Origin of the sequence: Persicitalea jodogahamensis (genome assembly GCF_014651615.1) — a bacterium.
Taxonomy (GTDB): domain Bacteria; phylum Bacteroidota; class Bacteroidia; order Cytophagales; family Spirosomataceae; genus Persicitalea; species Persicitalea jodogahamensis.
Genome location: NZ_BMXF01000001.1, coordinates 433,792 through 447,198, shown reverse-complemented (window position 1 = coordinate 447,198; position 13,407 = coordinate 433,792). Strand labels below are relative to the sequence as shown.

The window sequence follows — 13,407 nt, the reverse complement described above, 5'->3', positions numbered from 1 at the left end:
TCAGATTTATCGGTCGTGCCTACTTCTCAAAGACCACCATCGCCCATTGGTTCCGGGTGTTCATCCGCTTGTAACTCAATCCGCTGCTTTCGGCTTTGGCGATAATGTCCGGGGCGTCGATTTCGTAGAATCCACTGACTACCAGCCAGCCGCCAGGCAAAAGGTGCTGCGCGTAACGCGGTACTTCGTTCAGCAAAATGTTGCGGTTGATGTTCGCCAGAATACCGCCGAAACGTTGGTCAAACGGCACATCATCAATTGTACCCTGAAAGACTTCGCTTTGTTCAGTGGCTTCATTTAACGAAAAATTCTCCCTCGTATTTTCTACCGCCCATTCCTCTATGTCAAAGGCTAACAGGTCCGCCGCACCGAGTTTACGCGCCAGAATTGCCAGGATGCCCGTGCCGCAGCCAACATCAAGCACGGCACGCCCTGCGTGGGGCAGACTGAGCTGCTCGTTCATCACCAGCCAGGTAGTTTCATGGTGGCCCGTGCCGAACGACATCTTGGGTGTGATTACAAGTTCGTGTCGAAACCTTGCATCAGGTTCGTGGAATAAAGCCCGCACCCGCACGGCGTCACCCACCTCAATGGGCGCGTAATTGCTTTCCCATTCGGCATTCCAATTTTTCTTCTCCAGAACCTGCCAGGAAAACCTTACAGGCGCAACAGGCTGGTAACGGGCCAGTGTTTCCTGTAGTTTTTCTTCGGAGAAATCGCTTTCAGGAATGTACGCGTCCAGCCCCGTATCAGTTTCAACAAAGGACTCATATCCCATTTCGGCCAGTTCGGCCATCAATATTTCCGCGTATTCGGGGGAAAGAGTAAGGTTTAGTTCGATATGGTTCATGGCTGGAACAATTTTTGTAGTTTAGGGGTGGTGCACAAGTGGCGCGTCACGGCGTGTTGAACCTCACGGCTGCCATCATGGCGGATGATTAAACCCTCGATTACCCACTCTGTCTGAGAAAGGCAGTCGAAAAGCGACTGTTCTTCTTTTTTGTTCATAAAAGTACAATTTCAATAGCTATGAAACTCCATACTAACAAACTCTTCGCAGGGCTTCTGGTGCTGCTCGTATGTGCTACAACTTCATTCGGCCAGGCAAATATGACCGTCGATTCAGTCTTTGCCAAATACTATGACGCCACCGGAGGCGAGAGTCTCTGGAAAAATGTTAAAAACTTTTCACTTAAGCGTACGTACAGCTCCAATTCGTCCGCGGACTACGACTCACAGATTTATGTCTCGATGGCCGACAAGGCGATGAGCAAAACGAAATCAATCATGAAGCGCGATTTCGTATATGGTGTGAAAGGAAACGAGGGCTGGTTGAAAATCCCTATCGGCGGTAGTGACAAAGCCACTCGCTACCAGGTAAAAGATCTCAGCCAGGCCGAACAGGATAACATGCGTCTGGAAATGTATGAGCTTCTGGTGCCGTTCGTCAATTATAAGGATCGCGACTTGGTTGCTACTCTTGTAGGATTGGATCAGGTGGATGGCGTGCCGGTGCACCACGTTGAGTTGCAGGGCAAGGGGGTTAAGTATAACCTTTACTTCGATGCCAAGACCGGACTGTTGAAGCGACAGAAGCAAACCCTGTCCGGCATCGTGACCACGACCGATTATGATAAATATAAGAAATCAACGTACGGGATTATGTACCCGTCGTCACTTGTCGAAACCAGCAGCAAGGATAATTCCAAAATAGCCATCACCTCCGAACTAGCGGTGAACGAAACCATTGCTCCGGAAAATTTCCAGCGCTAGTTCGCAATCAAGACCATCTGGGTGGGTGGTCGTAAAATCAATCGCAATGATTACTACTTACGATCACCCGCAGCTTTTCAACCAAGCCAGCAATTCTTTTCTGTTTGAAACAAATCTAAGAAGGACACGTGAGCGTTTAAACTAGTGAACCGAGAACGGTTGTTCACATTCTCTGCGAGGCGCCCCTAACTGTCCGTTGAATAAAGTATGAAGAAAGCAATAACCGCTCTGGCTATCATCTTTCTGGTAATCTTCCTCCTTGTGGGCATCGCTTTTTGGACGCTGGAAACGAGCGCCGGACAGAATTTCCTTACTAGGCAAGCCACTTCCTTTTTACGTAAAAAACTCAAAACCCGTGTCGACATCAGAGCCATCCGATTGGATATCCCGGATTGGGTAGCGCTGGAAGGGGTGTATATTGAAGACCAAACAGGCGATACCCTGGTGGCGGGCGAACGGCTGTACGTGAATATGGACATGTGGTCACTGATCAAGGGCAATATCGGCATCAACCAAATAGAAATGGAGGGCATTCGGCTGAAAGTGAACCGCACTTTGCCCGATACTGTGTTTAACTTCCAGTTCATTCCCGATGCATTTGCCAGCACGGAACCCACTCCGGTGGACACAACGTCCAGTCCGCTCGAAATGCGGTTGGACGAATTTGTTCTGAAGCGCGTCCATCTGACTTACAAGGATGCGGTCATCGGCACCGATGCCGACGCCAATATTTCCAACGCCCGCGTTCTGTTCGATAAATTCAACCCTACACTCTCCCAGTATCATCCCACCAACATTACGTTGAACGGTACCCGCGCCGATGTGCGTACCTACGAGGCCTTAGTGGAAACCATTGCCGACCCCGATAAAACCAAGCCTTCGGCCCTGGAAGACGCCCAAATAGACACATTGGATGTTCAACTGGGCAATCTGAGCGTGCAGGATTTGATTTTTAATTTCACGGATGACGTTTCAGGCCTTAAAAGTGGTGTCAAATTGGGCAAACTGGCGGGACGTATTGACAAAACCTATCTCGAAAGTCAGCAGGTTTCGGTACGGAATGTATTGCTGGAAAATACCTCCGCTTTCGTCGAGCAGAAGAAAATGGCTAAGCTTGCAAATCCCGAAACGCCAGCTACCTCTTCCGGCCCTGCTCCCGATAATACTCCTGGCTGGAATATAAATGTAGGTAGTATCAAGCTGACGAATAACGATCTGAAATACGACGACAATAATTCACCCAAGCAACCGAAGGGAATTGACTTCGCGCATTTGGGTATCAGCGATTTCACGGCGGATTTGAGCAATTTCAAATTCAGCGATACCAATATTTCAGGAAATCTGGAAAGGTCAGCTTTACGGGAGCAAAGCGGCTTTGTGGTACAACAGGCTAAAGCCGATTTTGCCTACGCCGAAAAACAGACATTTCTGAAAAACATGTACTTAAAGACTCCCTCAACGCTGCTGCGCGATGAGTTGGTTTTACAATACAAAAATCAGAACCAACTGAGTGAGGACATCGGAAAAGTACAGCTCAGAATGAAGCTGGTCAACAGTCAGCTGGCGTTTAGCGATGTGCTGCTGCTGGTACCCGATCTAAAAGATACGCCGCCTTTTTCCAAGAGCCCCAATGGACTTCTGAAAGGCGATGCACTTATTACCGGTACGGTGGACAACATGCTGATTTCAAAAGCGAATTTCAGCACTTTGGAAGGTACGGTGCTACGGACGAGTGGCCGCATCAGCGGCTTACCTGATTCGGACAAGCTCTCGGTGAACATCTCGATCGACGAAATGGCCTCCACCCGGCAGGACTTAATGAAAATGTTGCCCGATAGTGCCCTGCCATCGTCCATCGAACTCCCCGAGAACCTCAACATTACCGGAAAGATAAAAGGCGGACTGGACGATATCACGCTGGACGCCCAAATTGCTAGCTCGCTGGGTAATGGTTCATTCGCGGGCAACGTCAAGAATGCCACCGATTCAGTGAATGCAACCTATAACGGTAGGTTAAGTTTCACGGAGTTCGATATGGGTAAATTTCTGAAACAGCCCCCCGAAGAACTCGGCAAACTAACGCTGACCACTGACGTGGATGGACGCGGCTTCTCGCCCACAACCATGCAGGCCCGTCTGGACGGAACGGTGGAGAGCGCATCTGTTAAGGGCTATACTTACAACAACCTGAAATTGAACGGTGACATCAACAACGGGCTGGCAGATTTCACGGCCAATATCGCCGACAGCAACATTGACCTCAACCTCACCGCAAAGGCCAACCTGAACGGGGAGTACCCAACCGTAGACGCGAATGCCGACATCCGCAAAATCAATCTTAAAGCCCTGAATCTTTACGAGGAAGCACTCAGTTTGCAGGGCCAAATCGATGCGAACCTCACCTCCACCGATCCGTCCAATCCTTTGGGTGTGATCGCGGTGCGGAACTTCGTATTAACCACCGACGGTGAGCCCGTTAAACTCGACAGCGTGGACGTGCGCCTAACGGCAGACGGGAACCTCAAAGAAGCAACCGTGGACGCGCCTTTCATGCAGGCCCATTTGTCTGGGACGTTTGACTATGCCCGGCTCGCCGATGTGGTTCTGACCGAAATCAATAAGTACTTCACCGTGCCGGACGTTTCCTACCAACCCATCGAAGGGCCGTACGACATGAAACTGGATGCGCAGGTCGTCAACCATCCGCTTATTCAGCAATTCGCCCCCGGCCTGACCAAACTGGATCGGGTGAATTTCTCGGCGCAAATCGACAGCCAGAAAGATACCACCATGAGGTTGGCCCTGACAATGCCGCTGGTGGAATACGACACCATGCGCGTTGAGCAAACTAATTTTCTGATGGCCGGCAACGGGCAGGAAGCCACTTTCGCGGGCAATGTGGGCAAACTCAAGACTTCAAGTTTTCGGGTACAGAAGGCCTCCCTAAATGGCACGATGGCCGATAGCAAAGCCTTGTTTACCCTCATGGTGCGTGACTCAGTAAACAATCCCCGACACACAGTGCCAGGCGGACTGGCTTACGCCGATAGTTCGTATCGATTCACGCTGCGCGACGAGTTGCTACTCGATTATAAAACATGGGATGCCAACGCGACGGGCTACGTACAGTACGGAAACGCCGGACTACTGGCCAAAGATTTCGGGATCAATCGCAGGGGACAGAGTCTGAATATCAACTCGCTGACCAGCGAACCCAATGGCCCCCTGAGCATCAAACTCGACAGTTTGGGTATCGGGCAATTTATCGCCCTTGCCACCCAGGATTCAACCCTGGCTAACGGCAAGCTGAATGGCGAAATTGTCTTGAAAAACTACATGGAAACACCTTCGTTCACGGGGGATCTGGTACTAAAGGACTTGTCCGTCACCCAGATCCCGGTGGGTGATCTGACAGTCAACGCTACCAATGAGCGTGCGGATCGCATCGCCCTGGACATGAAACTGAACAGCGACCTGAATGACATGACGTTAACGGGCGACTATATCCTGGAAGGCGACAACGCGCTGAATTTTGATATAAATATGAATCGTCTGAGTGCCAAAACGCTGCAGGCATTCAGCTTCGGGGAATTGGAAAGAGCCCAGGGTGCATTGACGGGCAAACTTACCGTACGAGGCAGTACCGACAGCCCCCGGCTGAACGGACAGATGAAATTCGACAGCGTGGCTTTCGATGTAAAGCAACTCGGAGCAAGGTACCGTTTCAACGGACAGACGATCGACTTCAGGGGTCAGGACATTGTATTCAGTAATTTTACGGTACAGGATTCGCTGAATCAGAAGCTTACCGTGGACGGCAATGTATCCATCGCCACTATTCCTGATGTGGGGTACAACCTGAAAATCAACGCTAGTGACTTCACCGTTCTGGATGCCAGCCGTAAGGACAACGACTTTTTCTATGGCAAAGGAGTGATCGATATGGCGCTGAATGTCAAAGGAAGAGGCTCCGAGTCAGTGATCGATGGTACCATCAAAGTAAAAGGCGGCAGCGATATCACGGTCATTATGCCCAATGATGCCGCCGGGGCCGAATCTGCCGAAGGTATTGTGAGGTTCGTGGATAAAAGCGACTCGACCAACATGGCGCAGTCTGATACTTTGAAGATGGACGCCAACATGGCTGTGGACTTCGCCTCCGAACTCTCGCTGAACATCGAGGCCGACGACGACTCAAAGTTCACGATCGTGATTGACGAACTGAACGGGGACAACATCACGGTACGCGGCAACGCCCAGCTTAATACGGGTATCGCACCCAACGGTCAACTTTACCTGCTGGGCCTTTACGAACTGACGGAAGGCTCCTACGACCTCACATTCGAGGTACTTAAAAAGCAATTCACCATTCAGAAGGGCAGCACCATCCTCTGGACGGGCGACCCGATGGCCGCCGAAGTGGACATCACGGCTATCTATACTGTCAATGCTGACCTGACCGCGCTGGGGGCGCCCTCGACCTGGAATGCCAAAGATTCGGAGAAAGCACCGTTGGATGTGCAGTTGAAAATAAACGGCAGTCTCCTGAATCCGAACGTTTCTTTCGACATCGTGGCTTCAAGTACCCTGAATCGCGATGATGCCCAAAGCATCAACCAAAACAGCGGCTTGTCGAACTTACGAAACAACCCCGCCGAATTGAACAAGCAGGTATTCGCCCTCTTAATTTTAAATAAATTCCTCACCGACCAGCCGGGCAGCAGTTCTTCCTCGGGCCTCAATGCCGAGGGCATTGCCCGGCAGAGCGTAAGCCAGTTGCTGACTGACCAGTTGAACCTGCTCGCTTCTGACCTCATTAAGGGCGTGAACGTCAATTTCAACCTTAACTCCCAGGCTGAAGGCGGTGCTGCCCGGACTGACCTGAATGTGGGCTTAAGCAAACAATTTTTGAATGATCGCCTGACGGTGTCGGTAGGTCGAAATTTTGAATTGGAAAATACCGGAGGTGCGGCAGGTGGTTCTTCCACCAATCAAGTCTTCGACAATGTGGCTGTGAATTATGCCCTCACTAAGGATGGCAAGTACCTCGTCCGGGCTTACCGCAAGAACCAGTACCAGGCGGTATTGCAGGGTTTCATCATTGAAACCGGAGTGAGTTTCATTGTGACCCTGGACTATGACAAGTTCCGGGAGTTATTCCAGAAAGATCTAAGCATAGAATGAGAGCAAAGCTTACTATACTGATTTTATTGGCTTTGGCCGCGGGCGGTTGCTCGGTGTCAAAGTACGTGCCTGCTGGCGAGAGCCTTTATGTGGGAGGCAGCGTAGAGGTAATTCCTGACTCAGCAGCCAGGAAGCAGGTAAGTGGTCTCGAAAGCCAATTGGAGGGGATGCTGCGCCCGGCTCCCAACGCTACGCTCTTTGGTTTTCCCTATAAGGTTTGGCTATACTACTGGATCGGAACGCCACGCAAAGAAAAGGGCTTTCGCAATTGGTTTCGTAAAAAATTCGGGGAACCGCCCGTACTGGCCAATCAGCGTGTGGTGACGGCCAACGCCGAAATTCTGGCCGCCTACATGCAAAATCAGGGGTATTTCCGCTCCACGGTCACCGGCGAAATTGTCGAGAACAAGAAGCGCCCTACTGCTACTGCCGAATACAAGGCTTATGCGAAACCCCGCTACTATATTGATACGGTAGTTTACGCCGTGGATGATACTATCAAGCAGTTCAATAAAGACTTTCTTTTGACAAAAGAGGCGGGACGGGGTAGTTTACTACGGGAAGGTGATCCTTATCGATTGGATGTTATAGAAGGCGAACGCAGTCGGGTCGACCGACTTCTTAAGGAAAAGGGCTATTACTATTTTAATCCTGATTATCTGATCGCCGAAGTCGATTCTACTGAAGGTACCCATGCGGTGAATATCTTCCTGAAAGTAAAGCCTACGACTTCGCAATTGGCATTAAAGCAGTACTACATCGGCGACATTTATGTCTATGCCGATTACAACGCCCTCTCGCCTGACACTATGCCCGCACAGGCCAAGATGAGGCGCGGACTGAACATCGTAGATCCGAAGGATAATTACAGATCCCGCATTTTCGACGACGCTATTGGATTTACCAAAGGCAGCCGTTACAACAGTGAGCTGCATGACGTGTCGCTCTCGCGGCTTATCAACTTAAACAATTTCAAGTTCGTCAAGAACCGCTTCGAACTAGTGCCTCGCTCCGATTCTGCCATTCTCAATGCTTATTACTACCTGACGCCCGCCAAAAAGAAATCGTTGCGGACAGAACTGAGCGGCCTGACCAAGTCCAACAACCTGGCGGGTACGCAGGTGGACGTATCGTGGAGCAACAAGAACGCCTTCCGGGGAGCGGAACTATTGAGACTAAGTTCCAACGTGGGGGTAGATTGGCAGATTGGGGGTATTCCAGAAGGGCAAACCAATAGGGATGTCAATAATTTTTTGCGTTTTAATGTTCAGGGCGAATTGTCTTTCCCCCGGTTTATTATTCCGTTCTATCACGTCAACCCGGCTACCAACCAGGCTTTACCACGTACCATACTTACGGCAGGGTATGAAACGCTAACGCAGGGAGGACTTTACACACAGACTTCTTTAAGGGCATCAGGCGGTTATTCGTGGCGAAAAAATGTAGAAGTAGAACACACACTGACACCTTTCGGAATAAACTTTATCCGTCCCCGAAACATAAGTGAAGCTTTTGTCGATACTATTTTCAATCCCCAAACAAGTCCGAGGGATGTTTATAGGTTTGTTACTCAAGTACTTGACGACAAATTGATTCTGGAAAATCAATACACAATTTCTTATAAACCAACGCCCGGCCCTTTTGCCCGTGATCAAATTTTCCTGAGTGGTGGAATCAATCTGGCTGGTAACTTTGCCAATTTGCTGGACAAAACTGTCGGGGGCGATGATGGAAGATTTTTTGATATTGTCTTCGAGCAATTCGCCCGTTTCGATGGTGAAGTTCGCTACTACCGCGACCTGTCGCCCTCTCTCAGGCTGGCCAATCGATTCATTGGTGGGTTGGGTATCCCCTATGGGAACTCACTAGCACTTCCGCAGTTTAAACAGTACTTTGCGGGTGGTACTACTGGGATCAGGGCTTTTCGATCCCGTACTTTGGGGCCGGGAAACAGTATTCCCGAGAGATCGGTTTTTGGCAACAGCCAATTCGGAGATATTCGTCTGGAACTCAACACCGAATTGAGGATCAAGTTCTCCCAACTCATCAATGGGGCGTTATTCGTCGATGCGGGCAATGTCTGGAACTATAATGAAATAGAAGAGTACCCCTATGGCCAATTCACAAAAGACTTCTACAAACAGGTAGCCATAGGAGGCGGCTTGGGACTGCGGCTCGATTTTTCGTTTCTTGTGTTTCGCCTTGATCTTGCCACTCCCTTCCGCAAGCCCTGGTATCAGGTTTTACCCACGCCACGTAGCCCGTGGGTGTTCGATCAAATCAATCTTCGCGACAAATCTTGGCGGCAAGAAAATCTGGTGCTGAATATTGCGGTAGCGTATCCTTTCTGAGCCGCATCTGCGATTGGCTATTTCCATAGTTTCATAATCTTCTTTCTTTGTCGTCCTGTGACTTCGGGACAATCTCCTGGCAAAGCTCCACCAGTACCCCACCCGTCCCCTTCGGATGCAGGAAGCAGACCAGTTTGTTGTCCGCGCCGGGTTTGGGTTTTTCATTCAGAAGGGTAAAACCTTCGGCCTGCAGTCTTTTCATCTCGGCTTCGATGTCATCTACCTCGAAGGCGATGTGGTGAATGCCCTCGCCTTTTTTTTCCAGAAAGCGGGCGATGGGGCTATCCTCGCGGGTAGCTTCCAGCAGCTCGATTTTGCTTTGATTTATTCTAAAAAAAGATGTCATTACGCCTTCACCAACGACTTCCTCGCGCTTGTATGGCGGCGAGTTGAAAAGCTTCGTGAAGAGCGCGTCGGAAGCGGCAAGGTCTTTGACGGCGATGCCGATGTGTTCGAGATTGGTGAGCATGGCTTGTAAGGAAGAAGTACATTTGTTAAAAAAAAGACGGGCTAAAACGGAGTCTGCACGATTTTCAACCCAATATTCGCATTAACGTATGAAAACACCACCCAATTCCCGCCGCGATTTTATCAAAAGTACCCTGGCAGGAACCGCTGCCCTGTCACTAGGCGGGCTCCTGCCCGGCTTCTCGCCCAAAAGTTACGCCCGAATCCTGGGGGCCAATGAACGGGTACTTCTGGGGGTAATGGGTGTGAATAGCCGGGGACTGGCATTGGCTTCCAATTTTGCGATTCAGCCCAATTTCGAGGTAGTTAGCATCTCGGACGTAGACTCCCGCGCCGCCGACAAGTGTATCCAGACAGTAGCCGACTTAACAAAAAAGTCTCCCAAAGCGATACCGGATTTCCGTAAAGCACTGGAAAATAAAGATATGGATGCGCTCGTCATTGCCGCCCCGGATCACTGGCACGCTCCGGCGGCCATTCTGGCATCGAAGGCGGGCAAGCATGTGTACCTCGAAAAACCGTGTAGTCACAATCCCAACGAGGGCGAAATGCTACTTGAGGTGGCTAAAAAGTACAAGAACGTAATTCAGATGGGCAACCAGCGCCGCTCGTGGCCCAACGTGGCGGCGGGTATCGCCGAAGTACAGGGCGGCACCATCGGTCGGCCTTATTTTGCCAAAGGCTGGTATACCAACAACCGCCCGTCCATCGGCACGGGCAAACAGGTACCTGTTCCCGAGTGGCTCGACTACGACCTCTGGCAGGGACCCGCACCACGTAAGCCTTACCAGGACAACTTGATTCACTATAATTGGCACTGGTTCTGGAACTGGGGAACCGGCGAGGCGCTCAACAACGGCACCCACATGGTGGACCTCATGCGCTGGGGGCTGGGCGTAGACTACCCTACTCAGGTGACCTCATCCGGTGGACGATACCGGTATAACGACGACTGGCAAACGCCCGACACCCAGGTAATATCGCTGGAATTTCCGAACAATACCGCCATGACCTGGGAGGGACGTAGCTGTAATGGTCGCTCGGTGGAAGGTTCAAGCGTGGGTGTTATATTTTATGGGGAAAAGGGCTCGCTGCTGATCGAAAGCGGCAATTCGTACAAAATTTATGACCTGGAAAATAAGCTGGTGAAGGATGTCAAGAACGACCTGGTGATCGATCCGCGTAATAAAATGAATCCTTCCCAGGCCCTGGACGCTTTTCACTTCCAAAATTTCCACGACGGGATCACCAAAGGCACTGAGCTCAAATCCGACATTGTAGGCGGCCACCAAAGTACCCTGCTGTGCCAGTTGGGCAACATCGCCCAGCGTACCAGCGGCGCGTTGGAAATTGATTCCAGCAACGGCCACATCAAAAACAACAAGGAGGCGATGAAGCTCTGGAAACGGGACTACGAAAAGGGATGGGCACCGACGGTTTGATTGGGTCAACGGTCAAAGGCACGAAGGTTCAAACTCGGCTGCCCGGCTGTGAGCTTGCGTCAGCCTAAACAACTCCACAACTAAACACCTAAACAACAAATGCCCTCAACCACCGTTGACGCCAGTTCGCTTAGCAAGCGGGATACTATTATTTCCATTCTGATTGTCGGAGTACTTTTTTTCATCTTTGGCTTTGTGTCGTGGGTGAATGCCATTCTGATTCCTTACTTCAAGATTGCCTGTGAACTAACCAGTTTCCAGTCCTATCTGGTCGCTTTTGCCTTTTACATTTCGTATTTCGTCATGTCGGTTCCGGCCGCTTACCTGCTCAAAGCAGCGGGCTTTAAGAAAGGCATGATGGTGGGTTTTTGGGCGATGGCTTTGGGCGCTTTTATCTTCGTTCCGGCAGCTTATTCGCGCACTTACGAAGTATTTCTATTGGGGCTCTTCATGATTGGCGTTGGCCTGGCCATCTTACAGACAGCGGCTAATCCTTACATCACTATTCTCGGCCCGAAGGAGCGGGCGGCGCAGCGCATCAGCATCATGGGTATCTGCAACAAGGCGGCGGGTATCCTGGCCCCCTTGCTTTTTGCGGCTGTCATCCTGCGCCCTACCGACTCCGATCTCTTTAAGCAACTGGCGACGATGGGCGACGTTGAGCGCAATGCCGCGCTCGATGAGTTGATTCAGCGCGTCATAGTCCCATACGCCACGGTCGGAACGATTCTCTTCATCCTCGGTATCCTGGTGTATTATTCACCCCTGCCTGAACTGAACACCGAGCAGGAAAGCCCCGAACTTGCCCAGGCCAATGCCAGCAAAAACAGCATTTTCAAATTCCCGCACCTGATTCTCGGAGCCGTGGCCATTTTCCTGCACGTCGGCACGCAGGTAATTGCCATCGATACCATTATCGCATACGCGGGCTCGATGGGCATCGGACTGCTGGAAGCCAAGGTGTTTCCATCCTACACGCTTTTCCTGACCATCTGCGGCTACATTCTGGGGATCATACTCATTCCCAAATTCCTCCGTCAGGTTAACGCCTTGCGAATCTGCACGTTGCTGGGCATGGCCTTTACGTTTATGGTTATCTTCGCCAGCGGTCGGGTCGGCTTCATGGGCCACGACGCCGATATTTCGATTTGGTTCGTGGTGCTGCTGGGTCTGGCCAACTCGCTGGTGTGGGCCGGAATCTGGCCGCTGGCGCTGGATGAACTGGGGCGTTTCACGAAGCTCGGGGCGTCGATCCTGATCATGGGGCTTTGCGGAAACGCCCTGATACCGCTGCTATACGGGTACTTTGCCGATTTGTACAGCCTGCGGGAGGCCTATTGGGTGCTCATTCCCTGTTACGCTTATTTGGTTTACTATGCCTTTTACGGGCATTTGGTGAGAAGGTGGAGTTTATAATTTACTAAAAACTGATTTGTCAATTCAAATGAAATTCAATACCGATATCTCGAAAGATAATAAAGAACTTGGTCGCAAATCGGGTGACAAAGCCGCTGAGATCATTAAAAATGCCATTGCTGAAAAGGGGCAGGCCAACGTTATTCTGGCGACAGGAACGAGCCAGTTCGAAACCCTGCAACGGCTGCTTACGCACGACGACATCGACTGGAGCAAGGTCGTGATGTTTCATCTCGACGAATACATCGGTTTACCCATTACGGCCCCGGCCAGTTTTCGGAAGTACTTGAAAGAACGTTTTATTGACAAAGTACCCGCGCTGAAAGCCTATTACCTCATCGACGGCGAGGCTGCTGACCCAGCGCAGGAATGCGCCCGACTGGGCGACCTTATTGCCGCCCACCAGATCGACTTCGCCCAGGTCGGTATCGGCGAAAACGGCCACCTGGCTTTCAACGATCCTCCGGCGGATTTTCATACCGAAGAGCCTTATATCGTCGTCGAGTTGGACGAGGCCTGCCGTCGTCAGCAATTCAATGAAGGTTGGTTTGAAACGATGGAGGACGTCCCCAAACAGGCCATCAGCATGTCGATTCAGCAGATTCTCAAATCGAAATCCATCATTTGTTCGGTTCCCGACGAGCGCAAAGCGCAAGCTGTAAAGAACTGCGCAGAGCTACCGATCAGCAACGAGTATCCGGCGGGTATTTTGCGAACGCACGACGACTGCATACTTTATCTGGATAAAAACTCGGCTTCCCTGCTCGCCTGAC

Annotated in this window: 9 protein-coding genes; 6 read left to right on the top strand and 3 right to left on the bottom strand. The window is 50.9% G+C overall.

What is annotated here, in order from left to right; translation table 11 throughout:
* Positions 1-19: 19 nt before the first annotated feature.
* Entirely contained in the window at positions 20-850 is an 831-nt protein-coding gene (gene prmA / locus IE117_RS01910) for a 50S ribosomal protein L11 methyltransferase (protein ID WP_189562662.1), read from the bottom strand.
* Positions 847-1,008, bottom strand: a complete 162-nt coding sequence (locus IE117_RS01905; RefSeq protein ID WP_189562661.1) for a hypothetical protein — start codon at positions 1,006-1,008, stop codon at positions 847-849. The genes prmA and IE117_RS01905 overlap by 4 nt, the downstream gene beginning before the upstream one ends.
* A 21-nt stretch (positions 1,009-1,029) precedes the next feature.
* Between IE117_RS01905 and IE117_RS01900 the strand changes: the two genes are divergently transcribed.
* From IE117_RS01900 to tamL, 3 genes are all read left to right on the top strand, one after another.
* Positions 1,030-1,773 (top strand): hypothetical protein, encoded by a 744-nt coding sequence (locus IE117_RS01900; RefSeq protein WP_189562660.1) that lies wholly within the window; start codon positions 1,030-1,032, stop codon positions 1,771-1,773.
* Between the two features lie 207 nt (positions 1,774-1,980).
* A complete protein-coding gene (locus IE117_RS01895) occupies positions 1,981-6,957 on the top strand; it encodes a translocation/assembly module TamB domain-containing protein (protein WP_189562659.1) in 4,977 nt (1,658 codons plus the stop codon).
* Positions 6,954-9,308 (top strand): translocation and assembly module lipoprotein TamL, encoded by a 2,355-nt coding sequence (gene tamL / locus IE117_RS01890; RefSeq protein ID WP_189562658.1) that lies wholly within the window; start codon positions 6,954-6,956, stop codon positions 9,306-9,308. Before IE117_RS01895 ends, tamL begins: the two co-directional genes overlap by 4 nt.
* Before the next feature lie 31 nt (positions 9,309-9,339).
* Here the strand turns inward: tamL and mce are convergent, their stop codons facing one another.
* The gene (mce, locus tag IE117_RS01885) at positions 9,340-9,777 is read right to left on the bottom strand and encodes a methylmalonyl-CoA epimerase (protein ID WP_189562657.1); all 438 of its coding nucleotides are present in this window, start codon (positions 9,775-9,777) and stop codon (positions 9,340-9,342) included.
* Between the two features lie 88 nt (positions 9,778-9,865).
* On the opposite strand from mce, the gene IE117_RS01880 reads away from it, so the two are divergent.
* From IE117_RS01880 to IE117_RS01870, 3 genes are all read left to right on the top strand, one after another.
* Positions 9,866-11,218 (top strand): Gfo/Idh/MocA family oxidoreductase, encoded by a 1,353-nt coding sequence (locus IE117_RS01880; RefSeq protein ID WP_189562656.1) that lies wholly within the window; start codon positions 9,866-9,868, stop codon positions 11,216-11,218.
* A 99-nt stretch (positions 11,219-11,317) separates the two neighbouring features.
* Positions 11,318-12,634, top strand: a complete 1,317-nt coding sequence (locus IE117_RS01875) for a sugar MFS transporter (protein WP_189562655.1) — start codon at positions 11,318-11,320, stop codon at positions 12,632-12,634.
* A 28-nt stretch (positions 12,635-12,662) separates the two neighbouring features.
* Positions 12,663-13,406 (top strand): glucosamine-6-phosphate deaminase, encoded by a 744-nt coding sequence (locus tag IE117_RS01870; RefSeq protein WP_189562654.1) that lies wholly within the window; start codon positions 12,663-12,665, stop codon positions 13,404-13,406.
* Position 13,407 lies beyond the last annotated feature (1 nt).

Coding starts and splice junctions, on each gene's coding strand:
- prmA (WP_189562662.1), bottom strand. CDS start 850: ATGAACCATATCGAACTAAACCTTACTCTTTCCCCCGAATACGCGGAA.
- IE117_RS01905 (WP_189562661.1), bottom strand. CDS start 1,008: ATGAACAAAAAAGAAGAACAGTCGCTTTTCGACTGCCTTTCTCAGACA.
- IE117_RS01900 (WP_189562660.1), top strand. CDS start 1,030: ATGAAACTCCATACTAACAAACTCTTCGCAGGGCTTCTGGTGCTGCTC.
- IE117_RS01895 (WP_189562659.1), top strand. CDS start 1,981: ATGAAGAAAGCAATAACCGCTCTGGCTATCATCTTTCTGGTAATCTTC.
- tamL (WP_189562658.1), top strand. CDS start 6,954: ATGAGAGCAAAGCTTACTATACTGATTTTATTGGCTTTGGCCGCGGGC.
- mce (WP_189562657.1), bottom strand. CDS start 9,777: ATGCTCACCAATCTCGAACACATCGGCATCGCCGTCAAAGACCTTGCC.
- IE117_RS01880 (WP_189562656.1), top strand. CDS start 9,866: ATGAAAACACCACCCAATTCCCGCCGCGATTTTATCAAAAGTACCCTG.
- IE117_RS01875 (WP_189562655.1), top strand. CDS start 11,318: ATGCCCTCAACCACCGTTGACGCCAGTTCGCTTAGCAAGCGGGATACT.
- IE117_RS01870 (WP_189562654.1), top strand. CDS start 12,663: ATGAAATTCAATACCGATATCTCGAAAGATAATAAAGAACTTGGTCGC.